We start from the raw sequence: 17139 nt of genomic DNA on the forward strand, positions 1-17139 counted from the left end.
CGAAGGCCCCGGTTTGTCCGGGGCCTTTTTGTTTGATTAACGTCGCTTCGTTTTCGTCATGGCCGGGCTTGTCCCCGGCATCCATGACCTTATGGTCATCGCGCAACGAAGAACGTGGATGGCCAGGAACGCCCCGGCATGAAGCGGTCAATCAAAGAGAAAGTCCGTGTCCTACACCCCCACCCCGCGCGATCCAAAAGCTCCGCCCGTCCGCATCAACCTGCTGTCGGACACCCAGACGCGCCCGACGCCTGCGATGCGCGAGGCGATGGCGCAGGCGGAAGTCGGCGACGAGCAGATCGGCGATGATCCCACCGTGAACCTGCTGTGCGAGCGCGTTGCCGATCTGCTCGGCAAGCAGGCCGCAGTGTTCATGCCCTCAGGCACCATGTGCAATGTCGCCGCGACGCTGGCTTACTGCCGGCCGGGCGATGAGATCCTGGCGCATGCGACCGCCCATATCATCGCCCGCGAAGGCGGCGCGCATGCCGCGCTCGGCGGCTTCCAGATCACGCCGCTGCCCGGCGACGACGGCCAGTTCGCGCCGGAGACGTTCCGTGCAGCACTGCATCCGCGCTCGCGCTACCAGCCGCCGCAGGTTCTCGTCAGTGTCGAGCAGACCGCCAATATCGGCGGCGGCACGATCTGGAAAAAAGCCGCGCTGGACGAGGTCGTCGGCATCGCGAAAGCCCACGGGCTCGCCACCCATATGGACGGCGCGCGGCTGCTCAATGCCTGCGTCGCCACAGACATTTCCGCGCGCGACATGGCTGCGGGCTGGGATTCGGCCTGGATTGATTTCTCGAAAGGGCTGGGCGCGCCGATCGGCGGCGTCATCGCCGGCTCGCGCGAGTTCATCGACGAGGTCTGGCGCTGGAAGCAGCGCCTCGGTGGCTCGATGCGCCAAGCCGGCATCTGCGCCGCCGCCTGCATCTACGCGCTCGACCATCACGTCGACCGCCTCGCCGACGATCACGCCAATGCAAGGGCGCTGGCGCGAGGACTGTCGCAGATCGACGGCATCGAGGTGCAACAGCCCGAGACGAATCTGGTCTTCTTCAAGCCCGATAACGCGGGCGTCGCTGGCGAGAACATGGTCGCCGAACTCGGCAGGCGCGGCGTGCTGCTCGCGATGATGGACGGCCGGATCAGGGCCTGCACGCATCTCGATGTGACCGCCGACATGATCGAGGAAACCGTCGGGCTGGTGCGGGAAATCGTCCGCAGAACATAGATTTGTAGCCCGGATGGAGCGCAGCAATCCGGGACAGTTTCCCCGGATTACGCTTCGCTCATCCGGGCTATGCCCCCTCCCTCAGCGCCCCATCGCCTGATAGATCAGCGTCTTCAATTGCAGCTGGATGCGGCCGCGCTGCGAGGGCGTCTGCACCATCACAATCGCGAACATGTCGTCTTCGGGATCGATGAAGAAGAAGGTGCCGGCGACGCCGTCCCAGCGGTATTCGCCGAGCGGCCACGACGTGTTCGGCGGCACCGAGGTGCGCACCGCAAAGCCGAGGCCGAAGCCGCTGTTCGCGCCGGGGAAGTAGTGGTCATCGCGCACGATCTTCGTTTCCGCGCCGATATGGTCCTTCGTCATCAGCGCGATGGTCTCCGGCTTGAGATAGCGCCGGCCTTCGAAAGTGCCGCCGCTGAGCAGCATCTGCGCGAAACGGGCGTAGTCGCCGATGGTGCCGACCATGCCGGCGCCGCCTGATTCCCATTTGCGCGGCCGCATCGGATCGCTCACCATCGTGGCCGGGCCAAGCGCGCGATCATCGGGCATCGGCTGGGCGATCAGGGGGCGCTTGGCGGGATCGGCGACGTAGAAGGCGGTCTCGTTCATCCCGAGCGGATCGAGCAGCCGCTCCTTTTCGAACTGGTACAGCGTCTTTCCCGAGACAACCTCGATCACACGGCCGAGCACGTCGGTGGAATGCCCGTAATCCCAGACGTGCCGGGCTGCTCGGCCAGCGGCAGTTTCGCGATCCGCGCGGCGAATTCGGCGTTGGTCCAGTCGCCGTTGAAGAGATTTGCGTCCGCATAGAGCTTTCGCACCGAATTGTCGCCGGAGAAGCCGTAGGTCAAACCGGACGTGTGGCGCAGCAGGTCCTCGATCGTGATCGGGCGCTCGAGCGGCTGCAATACGAGCGTCGTGCTTCCGTCCTCACCCCGCTGGTCGATGCCGACCTTCACATCCGCGAATGCCGGGATGTATTTCGACACGGGATCGTCGAGCGCGAGCTTGCCGTCCTCCACCAGCATCATTGCGGCCACCGAGGTGACCGGCTTCGACATCGAATAGAGGCGGAAGATGGTGTCCGCACTCATCGAGAACTGAGTGGCGACGTCGCGGACCCCGAAATTCTCGTAATAGACCGGCTTGCCGTGCTGCTGGATCAGAAGGATCGCGCCGGGAATCTTGCCGGTCGCAATCTCGTTCTTGACGTAATCGCTGACGCGCGCGAGCCCGGCAGCGGAAAAACGGTGCGCGCCGCCGGCCGGAGCTTCCGCCTGGGCGCCATATCCTGCGAGAACCAGAAGCGCGAATGCCGCTGCGAGAACCAGGCGGCGCGACAAAGCCTCAGTTCTCCATCGCTTCATAGACAAGCTGCTTCAGCGTCCGCTGGATACGTTGCCGCTCGGTCGGTGTCTGCTCCAGGAGCACGAAGAACATATCCTGCTTGCGGTCGATCACGAAGTAACAACCGCTCGCGCCGTCCCACTTCAATTCGCCAAGCGAGCCCGGCGGTGGCGGCTTTGCGTTGCCCGGATCGGTGCGAACCGCGAGTCCGAGCCCGAAGCCAAAGCCGTCGCCGGGAAAATAGAAATAGTCCCGCTCGACTCCCGAACCGGGGCCGACCTGGTCGGTGGTCATCAGCTTGAAGGTCTCGGGCTTCAAGTAGGTCCTGCCCTCGAACGTGCCGCCGTTCAGCAACATCTGCGCAAAGCGCGAAAAGTCGGCCATCGTCGAGACCATGCCGCCGCTGGCAAACTCCATCTTCTTGACAACGGTCGGATCGTTCTCCCGGCCGACCCTGAAATTGCTGTCATTCGGCATCGGCAGCGCCAGAAGCTTCTGCTTCTCCGGATCGGTGACGAGGAAGCGGGTATCGTTCATGCCGAGCGGATCGAGCAGCTTCTCCCGCTCGATCGCGAGCAGGGACTTGCCGGATACAATCTCCATGATGCGCGCCAGCACGTCGGTGGAGTGGCCGTATTGCCAGAGCGCGCCCGGCTGGTTGTGCAGCGGCAGCTTGGCAAGCCGCTCGGCAAATTCGGCAAGGTCGAAATCGCCGGCATAGAGGTTGGCGGATGCATAGGCCTTGCGAACCAGGCTGTCGCCATAGAAGCCGTAGGTGATGCCGGAGGTGTGGCGCATCAAGTCGAGCACGGTCATCGGCCGGTCCGGCGGCACCAGTTCAAGCGTCTTGCTGCCGTCCTCGTTCTTCTTCTCAATGCCGACTTTCACATTGGCAAAGGACGGGATGTATTTCGCAACGGGATCATCCAGCCTGAACTTGCCCTCCTCGAGCAGTTGCATCGAGACGATGGCGGTGATCGCCTTCGTCATCGAAAACAGGCGGAAGATCGTCTTGTCGGTGATCGGCGCCTTGCTCGCCACGTCCTGCACGCCAAAGGACTGGTGATAGACCGGCTTGCCATGCTGCTGGATCAGGACAATCGCGCCCGGGATTTTTCCGGTCGCAACCTCGTTGTTGAAGAACGTCCCGATCTTCGCAAGCTTGTCCTGGTTGAAATGCGCTCCTGCCGGAATATCGAACGTTCCTTCCGCGGCAGCGGCCGGCAACGCAGAAAGCATCAACGCGCCTGTTGCCAGCACGCGCAGCAATTTTACTGAATTCATTGGACCCCTCCCGAATTCGGCAGGGAGTGTAGCGGCGGCGCGTCAGTCAGCACAAGGGCCGTCGACACCGGCCAAAGCCTGCTCGTGCAGCCGAGCGCTGGCGTCAGAGAAGCAGCAGAAGATCACCCGGTTGACCTCTGGCGCATGGCTAAGTCCCTCCGCGACCGTCCCGACCGAAATCCCGGCGGCGCGGTCGGCGGGAAAGCGATAGACACCGGTCGAAATGGCAGGAAATGCCAGCGAGGCGAGCCCATTTGTCTGACAGAGCGCGAGCGCGCGGCGATAGCAGGAGGCGAGCAATCCATCCTCGCCCTGATCGCCGCCGTGCCAGACCGGCCCGACGGCGTGGATGACATGCCGGGCAGGAAGCCGATAACCTTGCGTGATCTTGGCATCGCCGGTCGCGCAGCCGCGCAACGTGCGGCACTCGGCGAGCAGTTCGGGGCCGGCGGCGCGATGGATTGCGCCATCGACACCGCCTCCACCCAGGAGAGAGGAATTGGCCGCGTTGACAATGGCGTCAACGCGCAAGGTGGTGATGTCGGCAACGATGACTTCGAGGCGCGCGTTGCCGAGCTGGCGCGCCATCAGGCTCAGGCGGCGGCGCCGACCGGAACGCCCTTGTCGGCGAAAAGCTGCTGCAGCTCGCCGGCTTGGAACATCTCGCGGATGATGTCGCAGCCGCCGACGAACTCGCCCTTCACGTAGAGCTGGGGAATGGTCGGCCAGTTCGAATAGACCTTGATGCCGTTGCGCAGCTCGGCGGACTCCAGCACGTTCAGGCCCTTATAGCCCACGCCAATGTGGTCGAGGATCTGGACCACCTGACCAGAGAAACCGCACTGCGGAAATTGCGGCGTGCCCTTCATGAACAGCACGACGTCGTTCGACTTCACTTCGTTGTCGATGAATTGCTCGATGCTCATTTTCGTTTCCCTTTGGGGCTCCGCCCTCTGCGGCATTTGCTTGTGGGCCGGCTCGACCCGCTTGCCCCGCGACTGGACATATATGTAGCCCAAACCGTTGTGCATCCAAAGCAAAATGGCGGAGAGCTGGCATGCATGGGGCCCTTTTCGGGCGCCTGTCCGGCTCCGGGCGCATAATCTGACGACGCTAATATCATGACCGCGGGAGGCTTTTTTCCCGAACGGAAGCCCCTATCTAGGACGGACTGCCCGTAGGGAACCAGTTTGGCAGAGCAACGTTCTCTCCACCCATTCGGAGACACCCGTGACGAAACCAGCATTCGCTGCCGCCACCCTCGCGACCCCCTCCCCATCACGCGCTTCTGATTCTGGTCCCCTGTCCCAGGCCCTGGTGGAAGTCTTTCTGGCGGTGCGGGATGAAACCGAGCGACGGGCTGCGCCCCTGTCGGCGGAGGACCAGCTGATCCAGTCCATGCCGGACGCCAGCCCAGCGAAGTGGCACCGTGCCCATACCACCTGGTTCTTCGAGCAGTTTCTGCTTGGGGAGCACCAGGAGGGCTACAAGCCCTTCCATCCGGATTACGCCTATCTCTTCAATTCCTATTATGTCAGCGCCGGTCCTCGCCATGCCCGCCACCAGCGCGGCCATCTGACCCGTCCGAGCGCCGACGAGGTCACCGCCTATCGCCGGCACGTGGACGATGCCGTGGTGAAATTCTTCGAGACCGCGGGTGAGGAGAAGCTGGCAAAGCTGGCCCCGCTGGTCGAGGTCGGGCTCAATCACGAGCAGCAGCATCAGGAACTGATGTGGACCGACATCCTGCATGCCTTCGCGCAGAATCCCATTCCGCCGGCTTACGATCGGGCGTGGCGCTTTCCGGCCTCGCACCGCGGCGGCGAGGAATGGGTGACGCTGAACGAAGGTATCCACAGCATTGGCCACGCGGACGACAGCTTTCATTTCGACAATGAGAAACCGGCGCATCGCGCCCTGGTCGGGCCGGTCAAGCTGGCGCGAAACCTTGTGACCAACGCCGACTGGCTCGCCTTCATCCAGGACGGCGGCTATTCGACAGCGACGCTGTGGCTGATGGACGGTTTTGCGACGGTCGCAAAGGAAGGCTGGGAGGCGCCCGGCCATTGGCGCAAGGCCGACGGCCAGTGGCAGATCATGACGTTGGGCGGCCTGCAGCCGGTCGATCCGGCAGCCCCGGTCTGTCATGTCAGCTATTACGAGGCCGACGCTTTTGCCCGCTGGGCCGGCAAGCACCTGCCAACCGAGATGGAATGGGAGGTCGCCGCGCGCGCCGGCCAGCTCAACGATGCCTTCGGCGTCGTCTGGCAGTGGACCCGTTCTTCCTATTCACCCTATCCGGGCTACCGCGCGATCGAGGGTGCGCTCGGCGAGTACAACGGCAAGTTCATGGTCAATCAATTGGTGCTGCGCGGCTCCTCGCTTGCAACTCCGAGCGGTCACAGCCGTGTCACCTATCGCAACTTCTTTTATCCGCACCATCGCTGGCAATTTACAGGATTACGGCTCGCCGACTACGCCTGATCGGTTCTGAAAGCATGATCCGGAAAAGCGGCTCCCGGTTTTCCGAGAAGATCGTGCGCAAAAACAACCAAAAATCATAGCGCGCGGGAAGGCGCGTTCAGGAGAGTATCATGAATGTGCATGCCCGCGCTTTGGCCAAGGCCTATGCCTTCGACGAACAGACCGCAGCCTTTGCCGACGATGTGATCGGACATCTCGCGCAACATCCCAAGCGCCTGTCGCCGAAATATTTCTATGATGCGACCGGTTCGGAATTGTTCGAGCAGATCACGGTGTTGCCGGAATACTATCCGACCCGCACCGAGCTCGGCATCTTGCGCGATCGCGGAGCCGAGATCGCTGCGATTATCCCTGCGGGCGCGGCGCTGGTCGAGTTCGGCGCGGGCGCGACCACCAAGGTGCGCCTGTTGCTCGATCACTGCGAATTCGGCGCCTATGTGCCCGTCGACATCTCCGGCGACTTCCTGAACGCGCAAGCCGAAGGCCTGCGCAAGGACTTTCCGCGTCTGCGCGTCTATCCGGTCGCAGCCGATTTCACCAGGCCGTTCGCGCTGCCGGCCGAAATCGCCGAAATGCCGAAAGTGGGGTTCTTCCCGGGCTCGACGATCGGCAATTTCGAGCCGCAGGAGGCCGCCGATCTCCTGCGCACCGCGCGCGAAATTCTGGGTTCTGGCGCGCAGATGATCATCGGCGTCGACCTCGAGAAGGACGAGCGCGTGCTGTACAACGCCTATAATGATTCGGCCGGCATCACCGCGCGTTTCAACCTCAATGTGCTGGTGCGCATCAACCGCGAGCTCGGTGGCAATTTCGATCTCTCGGCGTTCACCCACCGCTCGATTTACAACCGCGACCGCCATCGCATCGAGATGCACCTGATCAGCCGCAAGGCGCAGAGCGTGCGGATTCTCGGCAACACCTACTCGTTCCGCCCCGGCGAGAGCATTCACACCGAGAACAGCTACAAATATTCGCTGGAGCGGTTCGCGGAGCTGGCCCGAAACTCGGGCTGGACGGTGCGGGAGTCCTGGACCGACTCAGCAAAGATGTTCTCGGTTCACGCACTGGTGGCTTCGGAATGAGATTCCGAAGCCGAGCCGAACGAGACCGATTCCCAGGCCGCCACCACGATCAGGATCGCGGTCGTGACGATCGAGAGCCATAGCGGCGACAGCTCGCTTGCGAACCAGCTCAGCACGAGCAGCGCGACGATGCCCGCGATGTGGGAGAGCTGCAGGAAGCCGCGGATCGAGAGCTTGAACAGGATCGTTCCGACCAGGAACAGAAGCGGCCCGCCGATCGCGCTCACGATCGTCTTGGGGTCGGAATGGCCGCCGGGATGCTTCAGCACCAGCTCATCCGACACCGCGGTCAAAATGACGCCGGCAACGATCGGCATGTGCAGGTAGGTGTAGGCGAGGCGCGCCAGCTTCCCTGATTCGACCGATTTCGAGATCACTTCGGATCCGGCCTCGGCGCCCTTGTGGAAATAGATCCACCACATCGCGATGCTGCCCACCAGCGCGGACACGAACGCGAGGATGTTTTCGGTGGTCCAGCTCAGTTCGGCAAAGGTCGCACCGTTCACGACGATCGCCTCGCCGAGCGCAATGATGATGAAAAGGGCGCAGCGCTCGGCCATATGGCCGCCTTCGACCGCCCAGGCCTCCAGCGATGACGGCCCCAACCCCGGGACCCAGAACCGCGCCGCCGGCGAGACATATTCGATCACGAGCGCGATGATCCACAGCCACAGCCTCGTCTCACCCTCGGCAAGGCCGCCGAGGATCCAGAATACGGCTGATGTAGAGAGCCAGGCCAGGATGCGGATGGCGTTGTGGCGCACTGCCGTCCAGTGATGCGGCGTCGATACCAGCCAGAACGCGGTGCGCCCGACCTGCATCACCGCATAGGCGATGGCGAACCACAGGCCGCGGTCTTCAAAGGCCTTCGGGATCGAGGTCGACAGCACGAGGCCGCCGAGCATCATCAGGAACAGCAGGATGCGGACCGGGGTCAGCTCTGGATTGAGCCAGTTGGTCACCCAGGCCGTGAAAACCCAGACCCACCACACCGCGAGGAACAGCAGCGTGACCTCGACCGCGCCGACCGGCGTGAAATGATGAAGCAGCGCGTGCGAGATCTGCGTGACCGCGAACACGAAGACCAGGTCGTAGAACAGTTCGGCATAGGTGACGCGGCTATGCTGATGTGGCACGACGACGCGAAACATCGCGCCGTGTCGGTTGTCCGCGGCCATCGGCGCCTCTTGCGAGAAGATCAGCCCTTGGGCCCGCCGGGCACCCCGGTTTGCAGCGCCAGTGCGTGCAACACGCCGCCCATCTGTCCTTTGAGCGACTGGTAAACGATCTGGTGCTGCTGGACGCGAGACTTGCCGCGGAAGGATTCCGAGATGACCGTTGCCGCGTAATGGTCGCCGTCACCGGCCAGGTCGCGGATCGTCACCACGGCATCGGGAATAGCTGCCTTGATCATGGATTCGATATCGCGGGCGTCCATCGGCATCCCAGTACACCTCCATTCGACGTTCAAATCGCAGCCGACACGGGCGGCCGCTGGGAACAAAACCTAGCGGTTGCGCCCTTCTAGGTCATCCTATCAGGCACTATATTCCGCTTCCAATCGTTTTAGCTGCATCAATCGGTCACAACGAACTGACCAAAAAAGGCGCAGAATCATGAAACTTCCCGGTCCCGACCATCCGATCACGATTACCCCCAATCCTAAGCGCGTCCGCGTTCGGGCGGGCGATGTGGTCATCGCCGACTCCACCCATGCGCTGACCTTGAAGGAAGCCAGCTATCCGGCCGTGCAATACATCCCGCGGGAGGACGCCAACATGGCCCTGCTCTCGCGGACCGAGCGGACCACGCATTGCCCCTACAAGGGCGACGCCAACTATTTCAGCATCAATGCCAATGGCAAGACGCTTGAAAATTCGATCTGGACCTACGAGACGCCCTTCCCGGCGATGACCGAGATCGCAGGCCACCTGGCGTTCTATCCGGACAAGGTCACGATCGAGGAAGTGGCATAGAGCGAAAGACTGTCATTCCGGGATGGTGAGCAAGCACCAGACCCGGAATCTCGAGCTTCCGGGTTCGATGCTTCGCATCGCCCCGGAATGACTGTTGCCGCTAAGCCCTGAATATCGTGAGCCCGAGTATCAGGAGCACCAGGAAGATCACGACGAAAATATAGAACAATACCCGCGCGATATCGGCGGAAGCTGCCGATATGCCGGTAAAGCCGAGCAGACCGGCAACAATCGACACCACAAGAAAAATCAGCGCCCACTTAAGTAACGTCATCGCCCTCGTCTCCAGCTATTTCGCCAGGGTAACCTCTGGCGATAGCGCGAGTTCCAAAACCGCGGGCAGCGAATTGATCGCCGCCCGCCTGGCGCTGCGAGTTTTCACCTGTCGTCGATGCGGCCGGAAGAACCGGGCGGGGTCGTATCCGGCATGGTGTTCGGCAACTGGCCGGTCCCGCTCGTGCCTGGCGACGTGGGCGCGCCTGGTTGGTTGAGGTTTGGATTGGGCGTGGTGGACGTTCCGCCGCTACCCATTCCGGTCGTGGAGCTCGATTGTCCGCCAGGCGCCGACGAGATGCCCGCCGATCCCGGGTTGGTCGGCGTAGCAGCAGCCGGTGGCGCGCCGCCGGCGCCGCCACCTGAAGCTTGCGCGAAAGCCGCTGATGATGCCGTCATCAATGACATCGCGATGACGGCCGATAGATGCAATTTGTGTCGCATGATAATTCTCCACGTTGCATGCGGCCGCACCAACGTGCCGTGACTCGCGTCGTTCCGCCGCTCTCGCGACCGCGAGATCACATCGACGTTTTTGGAGTACAATGATTGGGCCTTGCCCAATCCGATTCCGGGTTGCAACATCGCTGACAATCACCTGCCGGGGCACGTCTATGAGCTCGATCTCTCACACGATGGCGACTGCGGAAGCGCACGCGGCACCGAAGGTGAAAGCGCGCAACGCCTCGCTGGACCGCGCCCGCACCTTCCTGACGCTGGTCGTGCTGTTGCACCATGCCGTGATCCCCTACACGTATTTCGGACACACCGATCCAAAATCGTGGATCGGTTTCGACATGATCGTGCTCGCCACCGACAGCTTCTTCATGGCGATGTTCTTCTTCCTGTCGGGACTGTTCGTGTGGCCGGGGCTCGCTCGGAAAGGGCCGGTGCACTATCTGCTCGATCGCCTGGTTCGGCTTGGCCTACCCTTCGTGATCTGCGCGTTCACGCTCATTCCGCTCGCCTATTATGCCATCGCGCTGCGCGAAACTCCGGATCTGAGCTTTTCCGACTTCTGGTGGAAAACGATCACCGTGGGCCCATGGCCGAGCGGCCCGGTCTGGTTTCTCTGGGTCTTGCTCGCCTTCGACCTCGTCGCGAGCCTGCTATTTCTGCTGTCACCCAAGATCATCGAGCCGATCAATCGCTTGTCGCTCAAGGGGCATGAACGGGCCACCTTGTTCTTCGTGGTCATGCTTGCGGTCACCGCCGTGCTCTACATTCCGGGGCGTGTTCACTATGGGCCAGGCAGCTGGTTCGAGTTCGGACCGTTCTCGGTGCAGCACGGGCGGGTGCTGCTCTATGCAACCTACTTCTTTTTCGGCGCCGGCATCGGCGCCATGTATTTGGACCGCGGTCTCCTCGCGGCAGACGGACGGCTGGCGAAGAGCAGTTGGGGCTGGGCGGTTGCGGCACTCGTTCCGTATTGCCTGATGTGGGTGCTGATCTACATCAAGCGCGAAATCCTCGGCAATCCAGTACGGCTGCCGGACTGGTATGAGGCGACCTACGGTCTCTTCTTCGCTTCCTTCAGCGTGGCGATCATGTTTGTGATCCTGGCCTATTTCCTCAGATTCAAGCAATCCGGCTGGAGCATCCTCGATCCGATGCAGCCGGATGCCTATGGCATGTTCCTGGTGCACTATCCGATCGTGCTCTGGCTGCAATACTGGATGCTTGACCTCGGATGGCCGGCGATCGTGAAGGCGGCCATCGCGTTTGTGGCGACGGTGCTCTTGAGCTGGGCGGCGACGGCGGCGCTCCGGAGGATTCCGGGCGCGAACAGAGTGCTGTGAAGCGTCGTCTTTCTCCGCCGTCATTGCTAGCGAAGCGAAACAATCCATTTCACCGCTTGCGGAGAGATGGATTGCTTCGTCGCTGTCGCTCCTCGCAATGACGGAGGATAGAAGGCGACGCCCCTACGCCGCCTTGCCGCTCATATAGGCCGGCAGCCAGTGTTCGAACGCCTCGTTCAGCGTCGTGATCGTCACCGGCGCCTCGCCCGCAATCGCGATGGCGTCGCCGCCGGTGGTGCCGATGCGCGCACAGGGCATGCCGCAACCCCGCATCTTGGCGAGCACGCGGCCGGCTTCCGCTTCGGGCACAGTAACGATGTAGCGCGCCTGATCCTCGCCGAACCAGTAGGCGTGCGGCACCAGCGCCGTTGGCGCTGCGAGCAGCCGCGCGCCAATGCCGCTTGCGATCGCCATCTCGGCGAGCGCGATCAACAGCCCACCGTCGGAAATGTCATGCGCCGCAGTCGCCGTACCTGCGTGAATCATGCCGCGCACGACGTCACCGTTGCGCTTCTCGGCGGCGAGATCGACCGGCGGCGGCGCGCCTTCCTCGCGGCCGCAGATCTCGCGCAGATAGACAGACTGACCTAGCCAGCCATGGGTCTCGCCGATCAGGAGGATCGCCTCGCCTTCCGCCTTGAATGCGAGCGTTGCGGATTTGGTGAAATCGTCGAGCACGCCGACGCCGCCGATCGAGGGCGTCGGCAGAATGGCGCGGCCGTTGGTCTCGTTGTAGAGCGAAACGTTGCCGGAGACGACCGGGAAATCCAGCACGCGGCAGGCTTCCGAAATGCCCTTCAGGCAGCCGACGAACTGGCCCATGATCTCGGGCCTTTCAGGATTGCCGAAATTCAAGTTGTCGGTGATCGCGAGCGGCTTGCCACCGACCGCGGTGATGTTGCGCCAGGCTTCCGCCACCGCCTGCTTGCCGCCCTCGAACGGATCGGCCTCGCAATAGCGCGGCGTCACGTCGACCGTCATCGCAAGGCCCTTCGGTCCATCCTGCACGCGGACCACGGCCGCATCGCCGCCGGGGCGCTGCACGGTATTGCCGAGGATGACGTGATCGTACTGCTCCCAGACCCAGCGCTTCGAGCAGAGATCGGGCGTGCCGATCAGCTTCTCCAGCGCCTGCGGAATACCAACCGGCGGCTCGACGTCGCGCGCATGGACCACCGGCTGCGCGGCAGAGGCCATATGTGGACGGTCGTATACCGGCGCCTCGTCGCCGAGTTCCTTGATCGGCAGATCAGCCATGACGTCGCCACCATGCTTGACCACGAAACGCTTGGTCGGCGTGGTGTAGCCGACAACAGCGAAATCGAGGCCCCATTTGCGGAAGATCGCCTCGGCTTCCTGCTCCTTCTCGGGCTTGAGCACCATGAGCATGCGCTCCTGGCTTTCCGAGAGCATCATCTCGTAGGCGCTCATGCCGGTCTCGCGGGTCGGCACCGCGTTGAGGTCGAGGTCGACGCCGAGGTCGCCCTTGGCGCCCATCTCGACCGCCGAACAGGTCAGCCCCGCCGCGCCCATGTCCTGGATCGCGATCACGCAGCCCTTTTCCATGATCTCGAGGCAGGCCTCGAGCAAGAGCTTCTCCGCGAAGGGATCGCCGACCTGCACCGTCGGACGCTTCTCCTCGGAATTGTCGTCGAACTCGGCAGAGGCCATCGAGGCGCCATGAATGCCGTCGCGGCCGGTCTTCGAGCCCAGATAGACGATCGGCATGTTCACGCCGGACGCGGCCGCGTAGAAGATCTTGTCGGCGTCGGCGAGACCCACCGCCATCGCGTTGACGAGGATGTTGCCGTCATAGCGAGTGTGGAAGCGGACCTGTCCGCCGACCGTCGGCACACCGAAGGAATTGCCGTAGCCGCCGACGCCGGCGACCACGCCCGAGACCAGATGCCGCGTCTTCGGATGTTCCGGCGCGCCGAAGCTCAGCGCATTGAGGCAGGCAATGGGGCGCGCGCCCATCGTGAACACATCGCGTAAAATGCCGCCGACACCGGTGGTCGCGCCCTGGTAGGGCTCGATATAGCTCGGATGGTTGTGGCTCTCCATCTTGAAGACCACCGCCTGGCCGTCGCCGATGTCGATCACGCCGGCATTCTCGCCGGGCCCCTGGATCACCCATGGCGCTTTCGTGGGCAATCCGCGCAGATGGATGCGCGAGGACTTGTACGAGCAGTGCTCGTTCCACATCGCCGAGAAGATCCCGAGCTCCGTGAAGGTCGGCACCCGCCCGATCAATTTCAGGATGCGCTCATACTCGTCCGGCTTGAGCCCGTGGGCGGCGACGAGTTCGGGGGTGATCTGGGGCTCGTTCATGGGTCCTTCTTAGGTAGATCGGCCACGGCGGCAAAGGCCTTTTATGGCGCTTTTCGGGGCTGTCCAGAGCTTTGCGGCGGCGGGCCGCAGGCGCGGGATTTGCACTGCAGCACAGGATCGGATTTAAGGACCGAAACTCAATTTTGAAAGCCCGCCAGCGTGAACGACCTCTCCAAGACTGCATTCCTCCACCGCCCCGACCTGCATGTCGCAACCGAGGGCGAATTCAAGGGCTGGCGCACCTGGATCCGGGACAGTTTCGAGAGCCATATCGGCCCATTCTGGCATCGGATGGATGAGAACGGTCGCGTGCATTGCGCCTTCCGGGTGGAGAAAAAGCACCTCAACGGCATGCGCAATGTCCATGGCGGCTGCTTCATGGCTTTTGCGGATTACTGCCTGTTCGCGATCGCCTCGGCCGAGCTGGAAGGCCCGGGCGTGACGGTGGCCTTCTCCTGCGAATTCCTCGACGCGGCACGCGAGGGCGAATTGGTCGAATGCACCGGCGAAGTGACCCGCGCCGGCGGCTCGCTGATCTTCCTGCGCGGCCTGTTGAAATCAGCCGAGCGCCCGTTGTTCACCTTCTCCGGGACAATCAAGCGGGTAAAGCGGAAGGCGTCGCTTGAGGCCGGCGCATAGCTCCCCGCCTTTCCTTTTTGCGCTCCCACGCTAAGAGTGGCGCTCAGCGCGCCAATGCGCCGGGAGCAACAAGTGCCGAAGAGCACATCAAGGACGGGTAGCCTCGCCGCTGCCGTGGAAACGCTTGCGCTATCAGCCCCGAAGCGGCCGCGCCATCGCTGGCAGGATTACGCGCTGCTGCTCGCGCTTGCCTGCTGCTGGAGCTCAACTTATCCCTTGACCAAGATCGGCCTCGGCTCGATCCCGCCGCTCACCTTCATCTCGGCACGCTCGCTGATCGCGGCGCTGTTCCTGCTGGCGATCCTGCGCATCCGCGGCCTTCGCATTCCGACCGACGCCAAGGCCTGGAAGCTGTTCGCGTTCCAGCAGACCATCAACTCGACGGTCCCGTTCCTGGTGATCACTTGGGCGCAGCAATATGTGGCGGCGGCTCCCACCGTGGTGCTGGCCTCGACCACGCCGATCTTTGCCTTCCTGATCACCTGGGCCATCACGCGTCACGAGCCGGCGACATTGTTGAAACTCGCCGGCGCGATCCTCGGCCTCATCGGCACGGCCGTCATCATCGGCCTCGATGCGCTCGGAGGCCTCGGCAGCGAGCTCTTCGCCGAGATCGCAATCCTGCTCGCCACCATCTCCTTCGCCTGCGCCACGATCTTCGGCCTGCGCCTGTCCGATTACGACCCGATGGTGGTCGCGGCCGGCTCGCTTTTGTTCGGCGGCCTCGTGCTGCTGCCGGCGGCCATCGTCATCGACCATCCCTGGACCTTGCATCCGACGCCGCAGGCGCTCGCCGCCGTCGCCACCATGGGCATCTTCTCCAGCGCCATCGGCCTGATGCTGTTCTACATGTGCCTCGCCAGGCTCGGCACGCTGACCACCAATGCGCAAGGCTACCTGCGCATCCCGATCGGCGTCGGGCTGTCGGTCGTGCTGCTCGGCGAAGCCGTGCCACCGAATCTGGTGCTCGGGCTCGTGCTGGTGATGGCCGGCGTGGCCGCGATGACCGTTCCCGGCGACCGCTACAAGCTGGCCCTGAGCTGGCTGCGGGCGCGAGTAAGAGGCTGAGCCTCGCGGACCTCTATTGCAGGCTCACCAGGGTCATATCGACGAACCAAGATTGCGGCGAGACGAATCCCTTGACCTTCGGGCTCATCGCACGCGGGTTGAGATCGTGCACGATATAGAGCCAGGGAGGGTTGTCGACGAGGCGTTCATGCGCCTTGCGATAGGCGGCCGAGATCACCTTGGGATCGGTGGCCTCGGAAATCGTCTTGAGCGCTTCATCGAATTCAGCATCCTTCCACTGCTCGAAATTGAACCCGTTCGGCGAGAAATTCTCGGATGAGAAATAGCGCGCCATGACCCCGGCATCGGAGGATGGCGAAGAGATATTGAGCCCCGTAGCACCCTGCAACGTGGGGCTATCGGGCGTCGCCCGCGCGGCGGTCAACAGAACCTGCCATTCGATCACGTCGAAAGCCACGTTCACACCGCACGTCTCTTTCAGGTTTTGCTGCAGGAATTCGTTCATCGGCAAAGGCAGCATCTGGCCCGAGCCGGAATTCGAGATCAGCACCTTGAAGGATAATGGCTTCGCTACCGTGTATCCGGCCTCGGCGAGCAGCGCCTTGCCCTTAGCTGGGTCGAACTTGTAGCGGTTGACCGGCGATCCAAAATCAGGGTCGCTGGATTTGAGCCAGCCGACCGACGGCTCCGCGGTCCCGTTGAGCAGTGCGACGAGCCCTTCGCGGTCGATGCAATAGTTCAGCGCCTGGCGAACCTTCACGTCCTTGAAGGGGCTGTTGGTCGCGCCGATATTGTAGAACCACGGCCAGACATGAGGATATGAGCCGGTGGTGATGGTGAAGCCCGCTGATTTCAGCGAGGCGATGCCGTCGGCCGGCGGGACCTCGATCCAGTCGACCTGACCGGAGCGAAGCGCGGCCAACCGCGAGTTGGCTTCAGGAATGGGCATGAGCACGACGTTGTCGACCTTCGCCATCTTGCTCGTGTCCCAATATCCATTCCAGCGTGCGAGATCCGCCTCCTGGCGCGGCACGATCCTGGTGATGCGGAACGGTCCAGTGCCGGCGGCCGGCAGGCTCGCGACCTTGGCCCAATCCCGGCCCGCCTTTTCGAATGAGGCCGGCGACGTGAACAACAGATAGACCGCCATGTAGGGGAAATAGGACGCCGGCTTGGTCGTGGTGATGGCGACCGTGAAGTCATCGATCTTCTTGTAGCTGCCCATAATGGGCACGCGCGCTCGCGACATCGCCGAACTCGCGGGCTCGAATTGCGGGCTGGAGCTGTTGAAGTAGCGATCGAGATTCCAGATCACGGCGTCGGCATTGAAATCCGTGCCATCGTGGAATTTCACGCCACGGCGCAGATGGAAGAGCCAGATCTTGCTGTCTTCGGGATCCTGTTCCCATTTCTCCGCAAGTCCTGGACGCAAACCGGCCAATTTGTCGGTCCTGGTCAAATCCCACAGCACCAATCCCTCGAAGATTGGGTAGCCGAGAAAGCGCATTCCTTCGAAGCCGTTGTTTGGCAGCCCGGTAGCCGTGGGGATATCGGATGCCGTCATGCCGATGCGCAGCGTAGTTTCGGCCGTTGCCGCATGCGACAAAAGCAGTGCAGCGGTGAGCGTGAACGTGCAGCAAGCCTTGCGAATGAGCATA

Annotated in this window: 16 protein-coding genes and 1 pseudogene; 7 read left to right on the forward strand and 10 right to left on the reverse strand. The window is 62.8% G+C overall.

Translation table 11 applies throughout. From position 1 onward, the window contains the following. The first annotated feature begins 166 nt into the window (after positions 1 to 166). Entirely contained in the window at positions 167 to 1234 is a 1068-nt protein-coding gene (locus I6F35_RS19825) for a threonine aldolase family protein (protein WP_225119353.1), read from the forward strand. Positions 1235 to 1315: 81 nt separating this feature from the next. On the opposite strand, the pseudogene I6F35_RS19830 reads toward I6F35_RS19825, so the two are convergent. The 4 genes and pseudogenes from I6F35_RS19830 to grxD form a co-directional block, all read right to left on the reverse strand. After that, positions 1316 to 2604, reverse strand: a pseudogene (locus I6F35_RS19830) (serine hydrolase domain-containing protein). After that, complete coding sequence (locus I6F35_RS19835) at positions 2585 to 3868, reverse strand: serine hydrolase domain-containing protein (protein ID WP_225119354.1); 1284 nt, start codon at positions 3866 to 3868, stop codon at positions 2585 to 2587. Before I6F35_RS19835 ends, I6F35_RS19830 begins: the two are co-directional and overlap by 20 nt. A gap of 42 nt (positions 3869 to 3910) precedes the next feature. Further along, positions 3911 to 4465: an O-acetyl-ADP-ribose deacetylase gene (locus I6F35_RS19840; protein ID WP_225119436.1), complete on the reverse strand. Its 555-nt coding sequence runs from the start codon at positions 4463 to 4465 to the stop codon at positions 3911 to 3913. Next, positions 4462 to 4794: a Grx4 family monothiol glutaredoxin gene (gene grxD, locus I6F35_RS19845; RefSeq protein WP_225119355.1), complete on the reverse strand. Its 333-nt coding sequence runs from the start codon at positions 4792 to 4794 to the stop codon at positions 4462 to 4464. The genes I6F35_RS19840 and grxD overlap by 4 nt, the downstream gene beginning before the upstream one ends. A 304-nt stretch (positions 4795 to 5098) precedes the next feature. Here grxD and egtB point away from each other — a divergent pair, with 304 nt between their 5' ends. Together egtB and egtD are read left to right on the forward strand one after the other, a co-directional pair. Beyond that, the gene (gene egtB / locus I6F35_RS19850; protein ID WP_225119356.1) at positions 5099 to 6352 is read left to right on the forward strand and encodes an ergothioneine biosynthesis protein EgtB; all 1254 of its coding nucleotides are present in this window, start codon (positions 5099 to 5101) and stop codon (positions 6350 to 6352) included. A 110-nt stretch (positions 6353 to 6462) separates the two neighbouring features. Next, the gene (egtD, locus tag I6F35_RS19855) at positions 6463 to 7434 is read left to right on the forward strand and encodes an L-histidine N(alpha)-methyltransferase (RefSeq protein ID WP_225119357.1); all 972 of its coding nucleotides are present in this window, start codon (positions 6463 to 6465) and stop codon (positions 7432 to 7434) included. On the opposite strand, the gene I6F35_RS19860 is transcribed toward egtD, so the two are convergent. Further along, positions 7410 to 8612, reverse strand: a complete 1203-nt coding sequence (locus tag I6F35_RS19860) for a low temperature requirement protein A (protein ID WP_225119358.1) — start codon at positions 8610 to 8612, stop codon at positions 7410 to 7412. The two genes, egtD and I6F35_RS19860, sit on opposite strands and share 25 nt — an antisense overlap. Positions 8613 to 8632: 20 nt before the next feature. Further along, on the reverse strand, positions 8633 to 8878 hold the full coding sequence (locus I6F35_RS19865; RefSeq protein ID WP_225119359.1) for a BolA family transcriptional regulator: 246 nt from the start codon (positions 8876 to 8878) through the stop codon (positions 8633 to 8635). A gap of 172 nt (positions 8879 to 9050) precedes the next feature. Between I6F35_RS19865 and I6F35_RS19870 the strand changes: the two genes are divergently transcribed. Further along, positions 9051 to 9410, forward strand: a complete 360-nt coding sequence (locus I6F35_RS19870) for a DUF427 domain-containing protein (RefSeq protein ID WP_225119360.1) — start codon at positions 9051 to 9053, stop codon at positions 9408 to 9410. A 100-nt stretch (positions 9411 to 9510) separates the two neighbouring features. On the opposite strand, the gene I6F35_RS19875 is transcribed toward I6F35_RS19870, so the two are convergent. Together I6F35_RS19875 and I6F35_RS19880 are read right to left on the reverse strand one after the other, a co-directional pair. Continuing rightward, positions 9511 to 9684 carry a DUF1328 domain-containing protein gene (locus tag I6F35_RS19875; protein ID WP_027584884.1) on the reverse strand — a complete coding sequence of 58 codons (174 nt, stop codon included), beginning with the start codon at positions 9682 to 9684 and terminating at the stop codon, positions 9511 to 9513. Between the two features lie 104 nt (positions 9685 to 9788). Next, complete coding sequence (locus I6F35_RS19880; protein WP_225119361.1) at positions 9789 to 10127, reverse strand: hypothetical protein; 339 nt, start codon at positions 10125 to 10127, stop codon at positions 9789 to 9791. Positions 10128 to 10297: 170 nt separating this feature from the next. Here I6F35_RS19880 and I6F35_RS19885 point away from each other — a divergent pair, with 170 nt between their 5' ends. After that, positions 10298 to 11482, forward strand: a complete 1185-nt coding sequence (locus tag I6F35_RS19885; protein WP_225119362.1) for an acyltransferase — start codon at positions 10298 to 10300, stop codon at positions 11480 to 11482. Between the two features lie 123 nt (positions 11483 to 11605). On the opposite strand, the gene purL is transcribed toward I6F35_RS19885, so the two are convergent. Further along, entirely contained in the window at positions 11606 to 13813 is a 2208-nt protein-coding gene (gene purL, locus I6F35_RS19890; RefSeq protein WP_225119363.1) for a phosphoribosylformylglycinamidine synthase subunit PurL, read from the reverse strand. Positions 13814 to 13972: 159 nt separating this feature from the next. Here purL and I6F35_RS19895 point away from each other — a divergent pair, with 159 nt between their 5' ends. Together I6F35_RS19895 and I6F35_RS19900 are read left to right on the forward strand one after the other, a co-directional pair. Further along, positions 13973 to 14452, forward strand: coding sequence for a PaaI family thioesterase (locus tag I6F35_RS19895; protein WP_225119364.1), 480 nt, complete (start codon positions 13973 to 13975; stop codon positions 14450 to 14452). Between the two features lie 72 nt (positions 14453 to 14524). Continuing rightward, positions 14525 to 15520, forward strand: a complete 996-nt coding sequence (locus I6F35_RS19900) for an EamA family transporter (RefSeq protein WP_225119365.1) — start codon at positions 14525 to 14527, stop codon at positions 15518 to 15520. Between the two features lie 13 nt (positions 15521 to 15533). On the opposite strand, the gene I6F35_RS19905 is transcribed toward I6F35_RS19900, so the two are convergent. Continuing rightward, complete coding sequence (locus I6F35_RS19905) at positions 15534 to 17138, reverse strand: ABC transporter substrate-binding protein (RefSeq protein ID WP_225119366.1); 1605 nt, start codon at positions 17136 to 17138, stop codon at positions 15534 to 15536. Position 17139 lies beyond the last annotated feature (1 nt).

This window comes from Bradyrhizobium sp. BRP22, from assembly GCF_020194175.1.
Lineage (GTDB): Bacteria > Pseudomonadota > Alphaproteobacteria > Rhizobiales > Xanthobacteraceae > Bradyrhizobium.

Excerpts from the sequence above, each read along its gene's own strand:
- I6F35_RS19835 (WP_225119354.1), bottom strand. The coding sequence starts at position 3,868 with ATGAATTCAGTAAAATTGCTGCGCGTGCTGGCAACAGGCGCGTTGATG.
- grxD (WP_225119355.1), bottom strand. The coding sequence starts at position 4,794 with ATGAGCATCGAGCAATTCATCGACAACGAAGTGAAGTCGAACGACGTC.
- egtD (WP_225119357.1), top strand. The coding sequence starts at position 6,463 with ATGAATGTGCATGCCCGCGCTTTGGCCAAGGCCTATGCCTTCGACGAA.
- I6F35_RS19860 (WP_225119358.1), bottom strand. The coding sequence starts at position 8,612 with ATGGCCGCGGACAACCGACACGGCGCGATGTTTCGCGTCGTCGTGCCA.
- I6F35_RS19865 (WP_225119359.1), bottom strand. The coding sequence starts at position 8,878 with ATGCCGATGGACGCCCGCGATATCGAATCCATGATCAAGGCAGCTATT.
- I6F35_RS19870 (WP_225119360.1), top strand. The coding sequence starts at position 9,051 with ATGAAACTTCCCGGTCCCGACCATCCGATCACGATTACCCCCAATCCT.
- I6F35_RS19875 (WP_027584884.1), bottom strand. The coding sequence starts at position 9,684 with ATGACGTTACTTAAGTGGGCGCTGATTTTTCTTGTGGTGTCGATTGTT.
- I6F35_RS19880 (WP_225119361.1), bottom strand. The coding sequence starts at position 10,127 with ATGCGACACAAATTGCATCTATCGGCCGTCATCGCGATGTCATTGATG.
- I6F35_RS19885 (WP_225119362.1), top strand. The coding sequence starts at position 10,298 with ATGAGCTCGATCTCTCACACGATGGCGACTGCGGAAGCGCACGCGGCA.
- purL (WP_225119363.1), bottom strand. The coding sequence starts at position 13,813 with ATGAACGAGCCCCAGATCACCCCCGAACTCGTCGCCGCCCACGGGCTC.
- I6F35_RS19905 (WP_225119366.1), bottom strand. The coding sequence starts at position 17,138 with ATGCTCATTCGCAAGGCTTGCTGCACGTTCACGCTCACCGCTGCACTG.